This window comes from Salinispora cortesiana, assembly GCF_000484695.1.
GTDB classification, from domain to species: Bacteria; Actinomycetota; Actinomycetes; order Mycobacteriales; family Micromonosporaceae; genus Micromonospora; species Micromonospora cortesiana.
On record NZ_AXVR01000017.1, the window covers coordinates 1 to 19,003 of the forward strand.

A 19,003-nucleotide genomic window follows, 5' to 3' on the forward strand; every position below is an offset into this window, starting at 1 on the left:
GGATGCCGCAACCCCCGTAGCCGACGCGGGTCCGGCACCTGCCGCAACCGCCGCATCAGCGACGACACCGCCGACAACGGATCGACACCGTCCGGGGCCGCAGCGAGTTCAGCCTCCCACAACGCCAGATCAGCGAGGTGGTCAACAACAGGGTCGATCAGAGAAGATGACAACACGAGCGCGACTCCCGAAACGATCTTAAGGCGTAGACACCCGAAAGATCATCAGAGTCGCGCTCGTCCCACAACTCCCGCCCGACCGGTCATCAACACGGACAGAACACCTCAAGCCGGAACAACGCCGGGGCCGTGCCTAATCAAGAGCGCCCGGCTACGCCGGACGCACGCGACAGGTTCCGGGGATCAACGCCACGCCGCTACGCGGCACCCACCGAGCAGCCACACTCTCTGCGTCCGAGCTGAGGTTAGATTGCTATATTTAACTACGCGTCATTTTCTGACATCAGCCGTGACAGCAACCGGGGCGCACAGCTACAACCAGCGCCGCACAGTGGAGCGGCATCGTCACGGCAGACCCAAACGCTCGGCGATATACCGAGACCGATTTCAACTAACGCGATGATTGATCTACGGGGAACGGCAGATGGCTAACTAAACGACGCAGATCCTCGGGAGCGTCTGCCAGGAAAGCGTCAACGGCCCGCCGCACCAATCGCGACGCCACAACTACCTCGACATCGGTCCCTTCGTCAAGCGCATCAGACAGAACACCCAGGGGCGTGACGATGGCCGACTCGATACTCTCTGGCAGCGCGTCGAGATAGCCTGTGTCCTCGGTCAAGACCAAGTCTACAAGTTCTTGCGCGCGCAAGCGAATCGCCGAAGCATCAGATTTCCGCGATTCCGCCTCGGCCCCCGCCCAATCTGGTAGCCACGAGGGCAGACCGACTACAGCCATAAGCTCCCACCCTTCGAGCATCGAAAGCTAGGTCCCAGTCCAGTTAGACCGCGCCAGGACGAGGTCGGCTGGCGACACGAACAGCGCCGGCCCGCCGACCCATCCCAAACTAGCATGACCTTACTTTGCCCTAATTCTTAAATATTCAGCAAAGGTTGACACGCATTCGGGCAGGGGCCGATCGGAGTGCCATGTGCGTTGCCTTGCGAATTGAGACCGCGCACTCGTACAGCCCTCATCGATCCACCTAAAATTCCGGCAGCACCTTCAGCAGCCTCCGCCTGAATCAGACACATGACCTCTGCGCATCCACCATGGTGGCCCGAATCCACAAGCGCTCTTTCCAAAGCACCCCCAGGCTGCGGCGACAATCCATGGCCGTTGTGCCCGTAATAGGTGCTACCAGACGGCGAGGTGTACTCCGCCGCTACGTGGGGGCCCTTCTTGGTGGCGCCGGGCCGAAGGGAATCCGCATAGTTCTGTAGCGCGTCCTCACCACAGTTGTGTACGAGCACCGGCGTGTTGCCGGCTATCACATAGTACGTGTGGAACCGGCGGCGACGTCACGCTAGGTAGTGACGGGCCTCACCTGCACGTTCGCCCACGGTTCAAGCCGCCGAATGTCGACATCGTCGATGGTGACAGCAGTCATGACAGCAACACCGACGCACACTCGGCTACAGGTACGAGCCGTTGACCCGGACCACCACCCGTGAGCGCCAAGCAACGGGACCACCTTCCGGCTCAATCGCATCGCCCCGGCGTCACACCCCGCTCGGGTGAGTGGTGGTCCTTGGCCGTGAGCCCATTGCAGCCGGATACGGATGCGGGGCCCGGACGGCTCATGAGTAGACGTCTTTGCGGTGCCCGACGGCGTGGATGGTCAGCTCGTCGCCGTCGAGGCGGTAGAGGACGCGGTAGTCACCGACGCGCAATCGACGCCCGGATCCGTCTCGCATCTCGGTCGAGTTCTGTGGCGCAGGGTCGGGGACCAAGCCGAGGGATCGCGCTCAGGACGGTCAGGAAGGGCGGGGCTGCTTGTGCAGCCACACCAGCACATCCCGGTCGATCTGAACCTTCACGCCGCCGCACCGCCGGCCCGGACGGCCAGCAGCGCCTCCACCTCACGAGGATCCACCCCGAGCGACTCAAGAGCCGCCGACAGCGGCACGAACTCACCCTTGACACGGGAACGAGCGATCACCACAGCGTCCCGACGATCCCGGAACGCCTCGATCTCCTCCCACTCGTCGATACCGACCAGGACGGCCACCGGCCGCTCGTACTTCGTGATGATCACCGGCTCATCGGTGCGCTCAACCCCGTCCAGCACCCGACCCGCGCCATCACGGAACTCCCGCAACGTAATCCTCGTCATGTACCACACCGCACCATGCGGTGCCATTCGGCAGAGAAGAAGCGGTGCAGCCCCGAGGCCCCGGCCAAGTGAACCCGCCGCCGACGGAGCCACTGGGCTAAAAAGTGCTTCACCTAATCAAGAGGGCCCGGCCGACGTCGGGCCGCGCGCGCGGTGACCCAGGTCCTGGCGCCGCGCAGCCAGTTCAGGTGTGCTCAGCGGTGGAGATGCCCGGTCCGGGCTTTGGAGCCCCCGGTCGAAGTAGCGGCCTTGGCCTGGCCAGGGGCCAAGTGGGTCACCGTGACGGGTCTCCAGGCCCACCCGGCCGCGCCGAGTGCGGCGGCGATCTGGAGGAGCCCGGTGGTCAGGAGTACGGCCTCGGATCCTGCCCAGCCGATCAGGGCTCCGCCAGCCAGCAGCCCCAGGGAGGTGCCGCCGGAGTGCAGGACTGTCTCTGCGGTGAAGGCCGCCCGGCGTTCGGGGCCGTGGGTCTGCTCGCTGATCAGAGCGTTCAAGGCGGCGATCCCCCACGGCATCGCGGCTCCGCCCACTGCGGCCACGGCGGCGACACCGGCCAGGCTCGGTGCTACCAGTGGCAAGGCGACGAACACGGCACCGAGCACGACCCAGGAGAGCAGCATCGCCGTCATCCGCGGTAGACGGTCGATGACCATCGGCACCAGCAGGGAGGCGGCCACGGATGCGGCACCGTACCCGCTCATGCCCGCGGCGATGAGTGCGCCGGGCAGGTCGTGCTCGACCCCGAGTACGGCCAGGCCCAGGCTGAATCCGAACCAGCACACCCCGCCAACCCCAGCCATGAGTGCACCGGCCGCGATCTGCGGGCGGGAACGTAGCACCGCCAGAGCGGAGACTGGCCGTCCCGGCGTGGCCGCTCCCGGAACGCCGCCCTGGCCTTCGTGCGGTGTCGTTTCGCGGGCGGGGACGGCCAGGAAGGCGATCGCGGCCAGAGTGACCACGGCGGTCTCGCACCACAGCAGCGCGCCCGCACCCAACATGGTCACGGCCCAGGCCCCGGCGGGTGGGGCGAAGATCATCGAGACCCGGTGGGCGAGGTCCTGCCAGGCCAGCCACTTCGCTGGTCCGGTCCGGCCGCCACGTTCGACGTGTTCGTCGGCGAGGTCGGAGACCAGGGATCGCTCGGCCGGGCCCAGCAGCGCGCCCGCGACTCCGGTCACCAGGCCCGAGGCGCACAGCGCGACCGCGCCGACCTGACCCACCAGGGAGGCCACGGGGACGATGGCGAGCCCGGCGGCGTTCACGCCTGCCACCACCGCCAGGGCTCTCCCATCGGTTAGGCGGTCCCGCAGCCCCTTGCCCCACCAGCCCACCGTCAGCAGGGGCAGCCCGGCCATCCCGCCGACCAGCCCGGTGGTCCAGGCCTGCCCGGTCTCCTCCAGTGCGACCAGGGGCAGGGCGACGGCGGTCATCCTCGTCCCGATCCAGGTCACGAACGTGATCACGGTTAGTAGCAGCAGTCCTCTCCGCACGCACCGATCCTCAACCGCGCTCCTCCGACCGGGTAGAGATCTCTTCGCCTAGCTGGCTCATACACTGGGGGCATGAGACCCAGCCTGAAAGCCGAGGACCTGGTGCTGGTCGAGGCCGTGTCCCGGCACGGCTCGGTCGGAGCCGCGGCCAAGGAACTGCTGACCACCCAGCCCTCGGCCTCGCGTCGACTAGCCGCGCTGGAACGCCGCCTGGGGATCAGGTTGTTTGAGCGGGATACGACCGGGGCCCGCCCGACCCCGGCCGGGCGGGAGCTGGCCCGGCGAGCCGTACGCCTGCTGGCTGACCTCGACGCCCTCCCCGCCCAACTCGCCGCTGCGATGCAGGCCCCGTCGTTGAGCTTGGGCACGATCCAGGCGCTGGCCCCGATCGTGTTCACCGCCGCCCGGATCGAACTCGCCGGCGTGACGCTCCAGGCCGAGGTCGAGCACGGCCCCACCCTGATCGGCCGGGTCCACCAGGGCCTGCTGGACGCGGCGATCGTCACGATCGCAGACCAGGCCGTCCTGCCCCACGGCCTCCAGGTCACCGGGCTCGGGGCCTCCCCGCTGGTCCTCGTCCTGCCCGCGGACACCGCACCCCTGGCCCCGGGGAAGAGGGCGTTGGCGGGAAGGGAGGTGCTGTACTCCTCGATGGACCTGGCCGGCGAGCACCTGCTCGCAGGGTTGACCGGGCTCGGCGCGCTCCCGCAGCCGGGCCCCACGATCGAGGCCACCCTGCGTATCGCCCGGCACCGCAAGGTCCCGGCCGTGGTTCCTGACCTAGCCGCCCGCTGGTGGGATGACCGTACCGATCGCCTGCTGCCCTCCCCGGTGCCGGGGAGGGTCATGCTCTCGCTGGTGACCCGGCCCCCGCGACCATCTCACCTGGCACAGGTGCTGCCTGCCCTGACCGCGCGGATCCTGGGCGCCCCGCAGGACGCACGGGGCAGGCCCGAGCTGGGCGTGGCTCGCCGGTAGCTGTGGCTCGGCAGCCGCTCGTCCCTGGCCTGCCGAGCACGGCACCGCTGGAGAGCGGCTACGGCTGGGGTGCGGCCGCGTCGGACTGGCACCCGTCGGTGCAGCTCGGTGCCGGGTCGGCGGTGGCGGTGGCGCGGGTGGGCGGCGCGCAGTCGTCGCACTGATCGCCCCGCCACGCCGCGATCCCCTCCCGCACCGCGACGGCCGCGATGATGAGCGCGGCGATGGGGTCTGCCCAGGACCAGCCGAGCCCGGCGTTGAGGAGCAGACCCACGAGGAGCACCGCGGAGAGATACGTGCAGAGCGCGGTCTGGGTGGAGTCGGCCATGACGGTGGCCGAGCCGAGCTCCCGGCCGGTGCGTCGCTTGGCGCGGACCAGGAGGGGCATGACGATCAGCGAGGCGACGGCGATGCCGATGCCGACCGGGCTGGGGCTGGCGTCTCCGTCGCTGAGTAGCGAGCGCCCCGCGTCGACGGTGATCCAGGCGGCCAGGGCGAAGAACGACACGCCGATCAGTCGCAGCGCCAGCCGTTCCCGCTCCTCCGGCACCCGGGAGCGGAACTGCCAGATCACCACGGCCGCGCTGGACACCTCGACGAACGAGTCGAGGCCGAAGCCGATCAGTGCGGTGGACGAGGCCGCCGCGCCGGCGGCGATCGCGACCAAGCCCTCCAAGAGGTTGTAGCCGGCGGTGGCGTACGCCAGCCAGAGGCTGCGGCGGGACAGCAGCGCGCGCCGCTGGGGGGTCAGGGTGGAGGTGGTCACGCGTCGTCTCCTCGAACCGTGGACGAGCCGTATGTCGGGCAGAGGGCAACTGCCTCGCCGGTGGCGGCGAGGAGCTGTTCGGCCGAGCGCAGTAGCGCGGGCAGCTCCGGCCGGGCCAGCGCGTAGAACGACTGGCGACCCTCGACCCGGAAGTCGACCAGTTGACAGTCCCGCAGGCAGGAGAGGTGTTTCGAGACGGTTGACTGCGCCAGTCGCAGCTCACGGGTCAGGTCCACCACCCGGGCCTCACCCCGGGTGAGTCGGAGCAGGATGGCCAGCCGGGCTGGGTCGCCGAGGGAGCGGAACAGCGCGACGGCCGGCGCGAGGTCGGGGGAGCAATCAATCGCCACCAAGCGATGATAGCACCGCTGGTGCATCACTCTGTCGGACGGTCGGTCCGGGTCGCGGTGCCCTGGTCGGCGCACCGCGACCCGTGACCGGCGGTCAGCGGCGCGGGGGTCAGTCGACCGGGTATTCGGTGAGATAGACCGGCTCGCCGATGCGGGTGGTGTCGGCCGCCGCGCCGATCCCATTGACCACGTGGTCGATCGTGCCGGCGTTCAGGTTTACCGTCATCACGCGATGTAGCTGCACTCCGGGGCGATCCGGCACCTCGAATCCGTTCTCCGTGTGGATCGACGGGTTGTTTCGGTTGTACACGTACACCCCGCCGCCGTACAGCGTGTGGTGCCGTACCCGGTCGTCGACCTTGTATCCGGCCCAGCCCTGTACGTCGCCCTTCATCCAGTCGGCCTGCGTGGGCGGGTCGTAGGGCAGCTCGTTCTGGTAGAGGATCGTGGTGCCGTGCTCGCCGTTCCACACCGTGTTGTGGCGCTGGAAGTGCTCGACGAAGAGGCCGGTCGCGGTGACCCGGTCGCCGTTGATGATCGCGCCGTACCGCCCGGTATTGGTGCGCCAGCGGTCGGTGTCGCCCTTGACCCCCTCGGTGAAGTCCTCCACGCCGTGGTCACCCCGCCACACCCAGGTGTGGTCGATCAACACGTCGTCGGCGTTGACCTCCAGTGCGGTGTGGGTCCGGCCGATGTGGGGACCACCGACCCGGAAGTACACGTCCGAGAGCGTGATCGGGTTCTGCGGGGTGCTGTGGTTGCGTCCGTGCCGTTTACCAACCCGGAGTAGAACCGGCGACTCGTCGAGCCCCGCATCGATGGTCACCCCGGCCACCACGACACCGGGAACGCCGGCGACGTTGAGCGGCGCGGCACCGTCCACGGCGGTCAGCGTGGCGTGCCCCAGCCCGAGGACGACCGTGTCCGGCCGGCGGATCTCGATGCTGCGGGCGATGTCGTACCGGCCGGGGGTGAGCAGGAGGTGCTTGCCCCGCGCCAACTCCCGGTTGATCGTCCGCACCGAGTCTCCGGGGCGCGCGAGGTAGAAGTCGCGGATCGGGATGGTCCGCCCGGGGGTGAGGCCCGCCCCCCAGGAGATGCCCCGGGTGTCGCGGCGAGCAGCCGGTACCCGTACCTGGTAGCGGCCCCGATCATCGACGAATAGGTATGGCTTCTCTCGGCTCAGCGGGGTGGTGTCGAGCGTCGTGTACGGCGGGTCGGGGAAGCCGTCGTCGGCTGGCGCGCCGTCAACGCCGGTGAAGACCTGGTTCCAGACGCCGTTGGACCAGCTGTCGATCTCGCTGTTGCGGGTCAGCCACTGCTGTTGCGAGCCGTTGACGACCTCGGGGAGCCGGGAGTCGGCGATGAAGCCGCCGCTGGCGTACTGCGGGCCGGCGGTGCAGTAGTCCATCAGGGACAGGGTGCCGCCGCTGACATCCAGGCGGCGCATCGACACGGCCTGCGACACCGCCCAGAAGTTCGCCGAGGAGCGGCAGTCGTCCTGCCCGGCGGGGTCAACCCGTAGTGCCAGGTTGGACAGGGTGCGCCAGAAGTTGACCAGTGCCAGACAGTTGCTGCTTCCCTCGTCGTCGAGGCAGCGGTTGTAGACCTCGATCTTTCCGTTGACCTGGACGTCGGTGGGGGTGGCGCCGAGGCCGGAGACCTGGGTGTAGTAGCCGAGCTGCACCTGCAACGGCTGGTCGGCGCTGCCGTATTCGCCGGGCAGGAAGAGGTAGGCGTGCCGGTCCGTGCCCATCTCGGCGTCCACCTGAGCGGCGTGTCGCGCATCCATGGTGGCCTGAATCTCGTCGATGGGCGTCTCCGGGCTGAAGATCGTCACGTTGGGGCCGAAGTCGGGAGCGCCGGACCGGGGTCCGCCGGCGCTGGCGGCGCCGGGGGCGGTGGCGGTGACGGCGACCACCAGCGCGAGGCTGAGCCCCAGGGCTCGGCGTACGCGTCGTCGTGGGTGGGGAAGGGTCATGCGTTCGTCCTCTCGTCACGCGCTGGGAGAGAGCGCTCTCTCGGTGTTGCGGGGGGACGGCCTGGACGGGGTGGGGGTTGACCCCGTTTCTACCGGGTGAGCAGGCCGGAGGGAAGGGGGTCGATGGCCACCGGTTCACCCGGCTCGGGTGAAGGCCTCACCCGAGCCGGGTGAACCGGCCATTCTTGCTAGCGGGGACAGACCTCTTCCCGGGCTACCCCTGGGTCGCGAACTGGGCGATCCGGGTGGCCAGCGGGCTCGCTGCGGTGCGCGTCCAGCTGAAGTGGTCTAGTCGGCCGCCGCCCGGCTCGGCCCGGTGGCGCTCGCGGGTGATGGGAGCGTTGGTGAGCTTGGCGCAGAGGTGGTCGAGGGTCTCGTGCGGGGTGTACTGATCGTTGTCCACGCTGACCGCCAGCACCGGTGTGTGGAGGTCGCGTAGCGCCGTCTCGGCGTCCACCCCGTCCAGTCGGGGGAAGCGGCCAGTGCGTGCGGTGTAGGCCCAGTCCCGGACCACCCCGCGTGCCAGCCGGCCGCCGAAGCCCCAGCCCGGCCAGACCCCGAGCAGCCGGGTGGTGGCGGCGATCGTCTGGGTGAACGGGAGGACGCCGTAACCCCGCGGTCCGGGCGGATAGGTGCGCCACCAGGGGAGTCCGACGGCGACCAGGGCCAGACCGTCCACATCGTGCCCGGGGTTCAGCGCCAGGTGTAGCAGGGCCGTCTGGCCGCCCAGGGAGTGTCCGAGTAGGAGGGTGCGTCGGCCGTTTCGGTGTTCCTTCAAGGCCGTCAGCACCGCGCCGACGTCGGTGGCCAGCTCCGCGTACCCGTAGCGGCAGCGGCGACTCGGGCGCGGTGTACTCACTCCGGTGCCGCGGAGGTCGGCGACCGCGACGGCGAGCCCGGCGGCGCGGAGCGCGGTGGCGAACGGGCGGTAGTACCGTGCGGAGACGCCCATGGCAGGGGAGATCAGCACCAGTGGGGCGTCGGCGGTCTCCGCCGGCTCCGGATAGATCTGCAGACCGAGGCGGGCTCCGTCGACCTCGACGAACTCTTGCTGGAAATCCGCATTCACCAGCTCAATCTACGACTCGGATCTATCGACAGGTAACCAATCGGTGACTGCCGTCACGTCGATCCGGACCGCCGTCTCCAGGGCGACCGCGAAAGGGGTCGGGTTGGCGTCGGCGGACCGGGAAGCACAGACACCTCGCGGCTCCGTCCGGTGCACGGATCCGCGAGGCGTCGGGCTGGGGTAGGGGTCAGCTCACCGTGATCGTGCCGTTCGGGGAGCGGACACAGGAGACCTCACGGGAGTTGGTGGACGCGGCGCCGGTCAGGCACTGCCCGAGCGCCAGGTGGCCGGCGGCGTTCGGGTGCCACGACTCCTGACAAGTCTGGAAGTAGTCCACGCAGGTGTTGGCGATCCGGCTGATGTCGAGCTTGTTCGCCCCTTCGAGGCTGGTGACGTAGGTGCCGCTGGGTCCATCCATCAGGCGGACGGCGGTGGCGAGGGCCTGCTGCGGACCGCCCGTGGTCTCACAGAGCCGGGCCCCGTCGAAGGCCTGCTGCACGTTGAGCAGGACCACGTCGGCGTTGGGGAACCCGGTGGTGACGTCGGTGTAGACCTGGCTCACCATGGTGCCCAGACCCTGCGAGAAGCGGTGGCCGGGGGCGAGGCTGGCGCGGTGAATCGGACACCCGGCCGCGTACCGCTCGCGGCCGAGGTCGCGGAACTTGTCCCGCGTGTCGTCGCGGTTGTCCTCGGTCCAGTAGGCATGGGCCAGCTCCTCCGGCAACGGGTTCGTGTAGTCCTGGAGGACAACCCGGTGTTCGCCGTCGGCGTCCACCTCGGCGAGCGTGCTGAGGACCTGCTGCACCGCGGCACTGGTCTCCGCGGTCGCCGCGGCGAGCTCCGCGGCGGTTGCCAGGTCGGCGTCGGAGCAGGGATCCTGTTCCACCGCCCAGGGCTCCGCCCAGAACTCCCACCAGCCGATCCAGGCGTCGGCGATGAACCGGTTCGCGCACTTCTCGGCCACCTTGCCGAAGGTGAACGAGCTGTTGTTCGAGCCTACCCCGACGAGGACCAGGTCGATGTCGTGGGTTTCGGCCACCTCGCGGAGCTGGTCGAGCTGGGCGGCGACCTGGCGCCCGTTCGCCCGGTCGGCGGAGGCGTTGGCGAAGTCAGCCGGCTGTCCGCCGGAGCAGGCGAGGTTGAAGCGGTCCTCGATCCCGGGCAGGTTGGCGCGGTGGAGTGAGGCGTTCGCCGAGCGGTGGCAGAAGTAGGCGGCGCTGTTCGGCGCGGACCATCCCGGGAAGGTGCTGGTCTCCCCGTCGATGTCGACCACGGGAGAGTACGCCCCGGCGCCCTCTCCGCTGATGAAGCTGTCTCCGAGCGCTACCGCGGCGGTGGGTGGTGCCTCGGCCGGAGCGGTGGGCGGTGCCTCGGCCAGCGCCGGCGATGCGGCTGTCGCAGAGACTGTGGCCGTGGCGACGGCGATTCCCGCCGCCAGGACGGTACGACCCAATCTGGACATGTAGTGATCACCCCTATCGAGATGTGAAAGATCCTCTGGGTTTGGGATCAGATCACCTTTTCTGCGCGGGCGTCAATGATTTGCGGTCGCAAGGTTTTGATGGTGAAAGATTTCCCCAGTTCGGCGCGGTGGTGTGGGGGTGTCCGGCTGGGTTGGGGCCGCTACCGACCGGAGGCCGCCGGCCGTGCCTAAGATGCCGGGCAGGATGTCGGCCGGTCCGGCGCTCTCGGGTGTCGGCTCCGGCCTGGCGGTGCCCGGGGCGACTGTCGCCTGGGTCACGGCCGGAATCGCCCGGCGGCCCGACCCGTTACTCCGGTTGTGGTCGGGCGAACGGGCCCGGCAGGGCCCGTCGGGGCCTACGGCTAGGCTCGCTGCGGCGTGCCGCGCCGGCCAATACCTGTCGTGCGTGGCACCATACCCGCCGAGACCTGGGAGTTCGACCAGTTGACCGCAGAGCCTGAGACCCTGTATGAGGCCGACGACCTCACGCATCTCGAGGGACTGGACGCTGTCCGTAAGCGTCCGGGGATGTACATCGGCTCGACGGACAGCCGTGGCGTGGGTCACCTCGTCAACGAGATCCTCGACAACTCCACCGATGAGGGGGTCGCCGGTCACGCGACCTCCATCGAGGTGACGCTGCACGCCGACGGATCAGTGCAGGTGGACGACGACGGCCGTGGTATCCCCACCGACGTGCACGCGAAGTCCGGAATTTCGGGGGTCGAGCTGGTGCTCACCCGGCTGCACGCCGGTGGCAAGTTCGGCGGCTCCGGCTACAAGACCTCCGGCGGCCTGCACGGCGTCGGCGCCTCGGCGGTCAACGCCCTCTCGCGCCGGTTCGACGTGACGGTCCGTCGTGGCGGCAAGATCCACACGATGTCGTTCCGGCACGGTGTGCCGGGCGTCTTCGACGGCGACGGGCCGCAGGCGCCCTTCACGGCCGGCCCCGGCCTGCAGGTGATCGGTGCGGCGAAGCGTCAGCAGCGCACCGGCACCTCGATCCGCTACTGGTACGACCCGCGTTACTTCGAGGTCGGTGCCGCGCTGGACGCCGACGCCGTGCGGATGAAGCTGCGCAATACCGCCTTCCTGGTCCCCGGGGTCAGTTACCTGCTGCGGGATCACACCGGAGCGGAGCCGGTCGAGGAGCGGTTCCACTACCCCAACGGCCTGACCGACATGGTGGACTTCCTCGCCCCGGCCGGTGACCGGCCGGTCTCCGGCACCCTGCTGGTCTGCGGCGAAGGGGCATACCGGGAGAACGCCGCCGACGCCAACGGCGTGATGCAGGCCAACGTGCCGCGTCGCGCCGAGGTGGAGGTGGCCTTCCGGTGGGGCACCGGTTACGAGCGGACCGTGGAGTGCTTCACCAACACCATCCGCAATGCGCACGGCGGCACCCACCGCAAGGGCTTCGAGCGGGCCCTGACGCGGACCCTCGCCGAGGCCATCCGAAACACCCGTGGCCTGCTCAAGGCCAAGGAGGACCCGCCAACGCTGGACGACATCCTCGAGGGCCTGACCGCGGTCGTGCACGTGCGCATCCCGGAGCCGCAGTTCACCTCCCAGACCAAGGATGAGCTCTCCACCGCCGGTATCACCAAGGTTCTCCAGCGCCTGGTCGAGCAGCACCTCAAGGCCTGGCTGGAGGAGCGCAAGACCAAGACCGAGGCGCGGACGGTCCTCCAGAAGATCGCCGATGCCGCCCGGGTCCGGCTCACCCAGAAGCAGCAGAAGGAGGCGGCGCGGCGCAAGACCGCCCTGGAGGGCGCGTCGATGCCGGCGAAGCTGGTCGACTGCCGGTCCACCGGGGTGAAGCGCAGCGAGATGTTCATCGTCGAGGGGGACAGCGCCCTCGGCACGGCGCGGTTGGCCCGTTCGTCGGAGTACCAGGCGTTGCTACCGATCCGCGGCAAGATCCTCAACGTGCAGAAGGCGAACCTTCAGCAGGTGTTGGACAACGCCGAGTGCGCCGCGATCGTGCAGGTGCTGGGGGCTGGGTCGGGGCGTACCTTCGACCTCTCCGCCGTGCGGTACGGCCGGGTTCTGATCATGGCCGACGCCGATGTGGACGGCGCGCACATCAGGACGCTGCTGATCACGCTCTTCGCCCGGTACATGCGACCGTTGATCGAGGCCGGCCGGCTGTACGCGGCGATGCCACCCCTGCACAAGATCACCACAAAGGGGCGCAAGCCGCAGACCATCTACACCTACACCCAGGAGGAGATGGAGGCGACCGTCCGGCGACTGGAGCAGGCGGGCAAGCAGATCGTCACTCCGATCCCACGGTTCAAGGGTCTGGGCGAGATGGACGCCGAAGAGTTGTGGGAAACCACGATGAACCCGGCCGGCCGGGCGGTCCGCCGGATCACTCTGGAGGACGCCGACGAAGCCGAGCGGGTCCTCGAACTGCTGATGGGGGAGAAGGTGGAGCCTCGCCGGAACTGGCTGATCGCCTCCGCCGACCGCGTCGACCGCGAGGCGATCGACGCATGAGACCCGGACCGGCCGCGGATCGCGCGGGCACCGGCACGAGCACGGAAACAGTCCGAGGGGAAAGCTGAGTCATGGCACGCCGCAAGGGCCCGAAGGTCGATCTGTCCGCGTTCGACCAAGCGGGCGCCCGGGTTTTCGACAATCCGCTGGTCACCGAGGTCTCCGACTCCTACCTGGAGTACGCGTTCTCGGTTATCCACTCCCGTGCCCTGCCCGATGCCCGAGACGGGCTCAAGCCGGTGCACCGGCGCATCCTCTGGTCGATGTATGAGTCCGGCCACCGCCCGGACCGGGGGCACGTCAAGTCCGCTCGGGTGGTCGGCGACGTGATGGGCAAGTACCACCCTCACAGCGACGTGGCGATCTACGACGCGCTGGTCCGGCTGGCGCAGGACTTCTCCCTGAACGCACCCCTGATCGACGGGCACGGCAACTTCGGCAGCCCCGACGACGGGCCGGCCGCGGCCCGCTACACCGAAGCCCGGATGTCGCGGGAGGCGATGCTGCTCGTCGGTGAGTTGGGCGAGGAGACAGTTGACCTGGGGCCGAACTACGACGGTTCGTTGACCCAGCCCACCGTGCTGCCGGCCGCCTTCCCGAACCTGCTGGTCAACGGTGCTTCGGGGATCGCGGTCGGGATGGCGACCAACATGATCCCGCACAACCTGGGCGAGGTGGTCTCCGCCGCCCGCTGGCTGATCAACCACCCGGACGCCACGCTGGACAAGCTGATGGAGTTCGTTCCGGGGCCGGACCTGCCGACCGGCGGGCTGCTGCTCGGCCTGGACGAGGTAAGGCGGGCATACGAGACCGGCCGTGGCGTGGTGCGGATGCGCGCCAAGGTGGAGATCGGCCCGATCGAGGGCAGCCGCGGCCGGCAGGCGATCACCGTCGTCGAGCTGCCCTACGGCATCGGTGCCGAGAAGGTCATCGCCGCCGTCACCAACGAGGTCACGAAGACCAAGCGGCTCACCGGGATCGCCGATGTCAAGGACCTCACCGACCGGGAGAACGGCACCCGGCTGGTCATCGAGTGCAAGGTCGGAGTGAATCCGCAGGTACTCCTCGCTGACCTCTACCGGCTGACCCCGCTGGAGCAGTCGTTCGGCGTAAACAACCTGGTATTGGTGGACGGGCAGCCGCAGACCCTGGGGCTGAAGGCCCTACTGGAGGTCTTCCTGTCCCACCGGTATGAGGTGGTGACCCGACGCAGCGCATACCGGAAGCGTCGGCGGGAGGAGCGGCTGCACCTGGTGGACGGGCTGCTGGTCGCGTTGCTCGACATCGACCAGGTGGTCCGGCTGATCCGGGGCAGCGAGGACGCGCAGGCCGCGAAGGAGGGGCTCATGGAGCGCTTCGGGCTCTCCGAGATCCAGGCGACCTACATCCTCGACACACCGCTGCGCCGGCTCACCAAGTACGACCGGTTGGAGTTGGAGGCCGAGCAGGAGAAGCTGCGCGGCGAGATTGCCGAGCTGTCCCGGCTCCTGGACGACCCGAAGGTGCTGCGGAAGGTTGTCTCCAGCGAACTGGGCGCGGTGGTGAAACAGTTCGCCGCAGCGCGCCGCACCACCCTGGTCGACGGGGATCTGAAGGAGGTGCTCGCCGCGTCCGTGCCGGCCGGCCCACTGGAGGTCGCCGACGACCCCTGCCAGGTGATCCTCTCCTCAACCGGACTGGTCGCCCGGACCGCCGCCGAGTCGGAGGAGGCGGTCGAGGGACATCGCCGACATGGCCGGGTCCGGCACGACGCGGTACGCGCCGTCGCCCACTCCACGGCCCGCGGCAAAGTTCTGCTGGTCACCAGCGGCGGCCGGGCGTTCAAGGTGGACGTTCTACCGCTGCCGGTGCTACCCGAGCAGTCCGGCACAGTCTCCCTGCGCGGCGGGATGTCCGCGGCAGAGCTGGTGCCGCTGGAGCCGGGGGAGACGGTGGTGGGGATCGCGCCGCTCGGTGCCTCCGCGGAGGGGTCGCCGGGGTTGGCTCTCGGCACCCGGCAGGGCATGGTGAAGGTCTCCGCGCCGGACTGGCCGGTGCGCGCCGACGAGTTCGAAGTGATCAGCCTCCGGGATGGGGACGAGGTGGTCGGGGCGACCTGGCTGACCGACGGAGCCGAGAGTCTTGCCTTCGTCACCTCGGAGGCGTCGCTGCTGCGCTACCCGGCGGGGTTGGTCCGTCCGCAGGGGCTGCGCGGCGGTGGCGTCGCCGGAGTCAGCCTCCCCGGTGCCGCGCGAGTGGTCTATTTCGGCGCGGTCCGCACCGACGATCCCGCCCACGGTGAGCCGATGGTCGTCACCTCGACCGGCGCCACGGTGAAGGTGACACCGTTCGCGGCCTATCCGGCGAAGGGGCGGGCGACCAGCGGCGTACGCTCCCAGCGCTTCCTCAAGGGGGAGACCGAGGTGGCCGTCGCCTGGGTCGGCCCGCGCCCGATCGGTGTGACGGCGAACGGTGAGCCGGTGGAACTGCCCGCGGAGGACCCGCGCCGCGACGGCAGCGGCTTCGCTGTGCTGCTCGGCCCCGCCGTGATCGGCCATCAGATCGACCGCGACTGAGCTACCGTTGGTCGCCGAGGGCGGGCACCCCGACCAGCGCCTGGATAGCATCAGCCACGCGGGCCCGCCCTCGTCCATCCACCATGGCCCAGGCTCGGGCGGCGAGTTCGGCCCGGTGCTCTGCGCAGGTGAGCAGCTTGCGCAGGGTCCGGACGGCACTGGTGCGGGCGGAACTTCCGGCCGGTCCGGTGACGGTCAGCTCGGTCAGCTCGCCGAGCCCGGCCGCGATGCCCTTCCGGATCACCCGGTGGTACGAGTCGCGTTGGTTCTCCACCACGCAGACCAGCGCCGCGGGGGCACCGAGGCAGCAGAGCTCCCAGGTGGCGGAGCCGGCGGCGGAGACCACCAGGTCCGCGGTGGCGATCAGGTCTGGCAACGCTTCGGTGGGGGGCACCGTCCGCACCGTCTGCTGGGGGCCAGGACGGAGCATCGCCAACTCCGTCCCGATTGATTCGCGGGCGACCACCACGGTCAGGTCCAACGGCTGTCCGGTGGCGAGTAGTAGCCGGGTCTGCGGCGGGGCGGCGCCGAACGCGTCGGTGCCGCCGAAGAAGGCGAGCACCCGGGGCCGATCGGTCGACCTCGGCGGTGGGGGCGCGGCTGGCCGCCGGTCGAGTATCTCCCGGCGGAGCAGGGCGTAGCTGGTGCCCGCAAGCAGCCGGTGGGCCGCTGGGCTGTGGTCGGCGCCGAGGTTCTGATCCAGGTACAGGTCGGCGTCCTGACCGCGGGTGTCCCCGTCCACCACGGCGAGGGTACGAATGCCCGCCGCCCGCAGTGCCCCGGCGCAGGCCGGGTCCAGCTCGTACGAGTCCAGGACCAGCACGTCCAACTGATGCTGGCGGGCCACCGCCACCAACTCGTTCGGGGTGTCCGGTCCGGGGTGGCGTGGGATGCCCCGGTCGGCGAGTTGGCGGGCGGCCCAGCCGACGTCGGCCACGCTGCCGAGCAGCTCGACGTGGGCGTTTCGGGCGAGCAGCTCCTCGCCCAGGGCGAGGCAGCGGATGAGGTGGCCGACGCCGCGACGCGGGCCCGCATCGCAGCGCAGCCCGACCCGGAGCGTCCTCACGCCTCCTCCAGTCGCTTCTGCCGGACATCGGCGTTGAGGGTCCGCAGCGCTGGTTGGCCGGCCAGCCAGTCGGCGAGCGTGGCCAGCGGCACGGTGACATCACCGAAGTGGTCGGCTACCGCGCGCACCAGGGCCAGGTCCTGTTCGGTGTCGAGGGTGAGCCTCAGGTCGGAGCGGTCCGGGGTGAGGGTCACCCCAAGCACCCGGAACATTTCCGGATGGGTGTACGCGTACGAGGTGACGTGGACCCGGTGATGGTCGGTGGCGATCCGGTGCAGGGTTCGAAGCGTGTCCGCGTGGATGATTTCGACATCCATGCCCCGGGGCAGGGTGCGGGCGATCGAGGTACTCACGTAGTCGAGGCCGGGGAGCGCCTGGTAGACGCCGGCGACGAGTCGGATGATCTCCGGGTCGAGTAGCGGACAGTCGGCGGTGAAGCGGGACACCGCGTCCCCCGGGTGCGCGTTGAACGCGCCGACGAAGCGGCCGAGGACGTCGTTCACCGGTCCGCGGTGGCAGGCGACATCGAGCTTGGCGCACTCGTCCGCGACCGCGTCATCACCGGGCTCGGTGCTGGTGGCCACCACCAGGTCGGACAGCTTTTCGCTTTCCCGGGCGGCCCGGACCACTCGGCCGAGGACGCTACGTCCGGCGAGTGGACGCAGCACCTTGCCGGGAAGCCGGGACGAACCCATCCGAGCCTGGACGATACCGACGATGCGGGTCACCGCTGCCCACCCCGCGCTGCCCGCTGGCTCCGCGCCCTACGGAGGCGCCGCTTCAGCGCCCTGGCGGCACGTCTGCCCCAGCGTGCTGGGGTGATGACCAGTCGGCCCAGCCGGAAGCTGACCGATCCACTCAAAATTTTGATCATGCTGTCAGCCTGGCGTAGCGCCCGTTCCCGGCTGGTGATCAGGTTGTCGGTCCAGCGCAGCACCGCTTCTATCCGGCCCAGCTCCTCCCGTTGGCGTAGCCACGCTTCGTGTAGCTGTTGGTAGCTTTGCGGACCGGGTGGTGGCGAGCTCGGCTCCAGCGCCTCCAACTCGGCAAGGAGCTCTTCCTGGCCCGCCGGGTCCAGACCTGTCAGCGCCGCCTCGGTCTCCACCGCCATGCGCACCGTGGCCCGGTCGAGGTCACGACCGGCCACTCCGCCAAGAACAACGGTGAGCCCAGCCAGGTCGAGAGTGGAAGACCAGGGGTGGGAGTAGCCGCCGGTCAGCAGGGTGGCGGCGAACCGCCAGAGACCGCGGGCCAGCGCGACCTCCACCGGAAGCGGGTCGGCGGTCTGCCAACTTCGGTCGAGTACGGCAAACCGCTCTCCGTCCACCACCACGTTGTCGACCCCGGCCAGTGCCGGCGCGCCGGAGATCCGGCCGGCAACGGCGAACGAGTAGAGCCAGTGGGCGTATCCGGAGAGCAACGCACGCAGCCGGTCCAGGTCCTGCCGTAGGCAGGCGTCCAACAGCAGGGTGCGCAGTAGGCGCCCAGACGGAACCGGCCCGGTCAGCGCGGTGGGATCCCGGTATGTCGGGCCGGTATCCGGCGCGGTTCGCAGCGGCGGCCGAGTGACCTGCCAGTGCCAGTCCTGCCCGACGGTCACCACCTCGATTCCCCCTATGTCGGGCGGACCGGTTTGGAACAGCGCCACCGGCAGGTCGGTCGGCTCCGCCGCCGGGAGCGGGGCGCGCCGGGCCTGCACCACCCACGCCGGGGCGAGTCGCGAGGCCAGCCCGGCGTGCAGCGCGTCCACCGCGAGGCGGGCCGGGTCCTGCAGTACCGACTGGTCGGCGTACCCGTCCGAGCAGGAGTTGTGGAGCACGGCGTCGAGCAGGCCGACGGAGGTCCCTTGGTGGAGTTCTCCGGTGGCGATCAGGGCGGTTACCGCCTTCGGGTGCGGATACGCCGCGAAGATGGCGTCTGGGATAAGGCCGATGTCGGCCAGGCGGCGGCACAGCTGCTCGAGGTTGGCGGGGTGGCCGGCGTCCAGAACCCCTTCCACGGTCCACTGGTTGTCGTCCCGGGCGACGTACCAGGGGGACAGATCAACGAGCCGGTGCAGACCGACGGGGTTGTCCATGCGTAGTAGCAGGGTTCCGCCCGGACGTAGCCGGGTGGCCAGTACGGCCAGCACCCCGTGCCAACCGAGCCGGGCTCCCTCAATGGACTCCACCGAATCCAGCCCGGACGTGGCGACAACCACGTCATACGTCTCGTTGGCGGGCAACCCTGCCGGGCCGCCGACGATCACTCGTGCCGCGAGACCGGCCGCGTGCTCGGCCAGCGCCACCCCGTCCAGGTGGCTGCGGAGTAGGCAGGTCACCTCGGCGTGGGCTAGCCGATCGAGGAGACCGGGCGCGTGCGGTCCGGCCAGTAGTACCCGGGCGCCGGCTGGCACCACCCGGGCGCCGAGGGCGCCGAGGGGCCCGCCGTCGGTGGGCTCCTCGGTACGTAGGTCGGACCACGCCAGCATCTCGCCGCCGGGCAGCAT

The 19,003-nt window shown here is 69.7% G+C and carries 13 protein-coding genes and 1 pseudogene; 3 read left to right on the forward strand and 11 right to left on the reverse strand.

From position 1 onward, the window contains the following. Positions 1–1,760 precede the first annotated feature (1,760 nt). The 3 genes and pseudogenes from K228_RS28250 to K228_RS0110250 form a co-directional block, all read right to left on the reverse strand. Positions 1,761–2,000, reverse strand: a pseudogene (locus K228_RS28250) (type II toxin-antitoxin system RelE family toxin). Further along, the gene (locus tag K228_RS0110245) at positions 1,997–2,296 is read right to left on the reverse strand and encodes a type II toxin-antitoxin system Phd/YefM family antitoxin (protein WP_188116186.1); all 300 of its coding nucleotides are present in this window, start codon (positions 2,294–2,296) and stop codon (positions 1,997–1,999) included. The pseudogene K228_RS28250 and the gene K228_RS0110245 overlap by 4 nt, the downstream one beginning before the upstream one ends. A 194-nt stretch (positions 2,297–2,490) precedes the next feature. Further along, a complete protein-coding gene (locus K228_RS0110250; protein WP_025618364.1) occupies positions 2,491–3,786 on the reverse strand; it encodes an MFS transporter in 1,296 nt (431 codons plus the stop codon). Between the two features lie 72 nt (positions 3,787–3,858). Here K228_RS0110250 and K228_RS0110255 point away from each other — a divergent pair, with 72 nt between their 5' ends. Continuing rightward, entirely contained in the window at positions 3,859–4,764 is a 906-nt protein-coding gene (locus tag K228_RS0110255) for a LysR family transcriptional regulator (protein ID WP_025618365.1), read from the forward strand. A 58-nt stretch (positions 4,765–4,822) separates the two neighbouring features. Here the strand turns inward: K228_RS0110255 and K228_RS0110260 are convergent, their stop codons facing one another. The 5 genes from K228_RS0110260 to K228_RS0110280 form a co-directional block, all read right to left on the reverse strand. After that, positions 4,823–5,530, reverse strand: a complete 708-nt coding sequence (locus K228_RS0110260) for a cation efflux transmembrane domain-containing protein (RefSeq protein ID WP_025618366.1) — start codon at positions 5,528–5,530, stop codon at positions 4,823–4,825. Further along, positions 5,527–5,907, reverse strand: coding sequence for an ArsR/SmtB family transcription factor (locus K228_RS0110265; RefSeq protein WP_188116187.1), 381 nt, complete (start codon positions 5,905–5,907; stop codon positions 5,527–5,529). The genes K228_RS0110260 and K228_RS0110265 overlap by 4 nt, the downstream gene beginning before the upstream one ends. 82 nt (positions 5,908–5,989) lie before the next feature. Then, the gene (locus tag K228_RS0110270) at positions 5,990–7,861 is read right to left on the reverse strand and encodes a hypothetical protein (RefSeq protein ID WP_025618368.1); all 1,872 of its coding nucleotides are present in this window, start codon (positions 7,859–7,861) and stop codon (positions 5,990–5,992) included. 214 nt (positions 7,862–8,075) lie between these two features. Beyond that, complete coding sequence (locus K228_RS0110275; protein WP_025618369.1) at positions 8,076–8,930, reverse strand: alpha/beta hydrolase family protein; 855 nt, start codon at positions 8,928–8,930, stop codon at positions 8,076–8,078. A gap of 187 nt (positions 8,931–9,117) precedes the next feature. Beyond that, positions 9,118–10,392, reverse strand: a complete 1,275-nt coding sequence (locus tag K228_RS0110280) for an SGNH/GDSL hydrolase family protein (protein WP_025618370.1) — start codon at positions 10,390–10,392, stop codon at positions 9,118–9,120. A gap of 402 nt (positions 10,393–10,794) precedes the next feature. Here K228_RS0110280 and K228_RS0110285 point away from each other — a divergent pair, with 402 nt between their 5' ends. Continuing rightward, positions 10,795–12,894 carry a DNA gyrase/topoisomerase IV subunit B gene (locus tag K228_RS0110285; RefSeq protein WP_025618371.1) on the forward strand — a complete coding sequence of 700 codons (2,100 nt, stop codon included), beginning with the start codon at positions 10,795–10,797 and terminating at the stop codon, positions 12,892–12,894. A gap of 71 nt (positions 12,895–12,965) precedes the next feature. Next, complete coding sequence (locus K228_RS0110290; protein ID WP_025618372.1) at positions 12,966–15,449, forward strand: DNA gyrase/topoisomerase IV subunit A; 2,484 nt, start codon at positions 12,966–12,968, stop codon at positions 15,447–15,449. 1 nt (position 15,450) lies between these two features. On the opposite strand, the gene K228_RS0110295 is transcribed toward K228_RS0110290, so the two are convergent. The 3 genes from K228_RS0110295 to K228_RS0110305 are packed head-to-tail and all read right to left on the reverse strand — an operon-like array spanning position 15,451 to position 19,003. Beyond that, the gene (locus K228_RS0110295; RefSeq protein ID WP_025618373.1) at positions 15,451–16,515 is read right to left on the reverse strand and encodes a PseG/SpsG family protein; all 1,065 of its coding nucleotides are present in this window, start codon (positions 16,513–16,515) and stop codon (positions 15,451–15,453) included. After that, positions 16,512–17,243 carry a cytidylyltransferase domain-containing protein gene (locus K228_RS0110300; protein ID WP_025618374.1) on the reverse strand — a complete coding sequence of 244 codons (732 nt, stop codon included), beginning with the start codon at positions 17,241–17,243 and terminating at the stop codon, positions 16,512–16,514. The genes K228_RS0110295 and K228_RS0110300 overlap by 4 nt, the downstream gene beginning before the upstream one ends. After that, entirely contained in the window at positions 17,240–19,003 is a 1,764-nt protein-coding gene (locus tag K228_RS0110305; RefSeq protein WP_050580972.1) for a class I SAM-dependent methyltransferase, read from the reverse strand. Before K228_RS0110305 ends, K228_RS0110300 begins: the two co-directional genes overlap by 4 nt.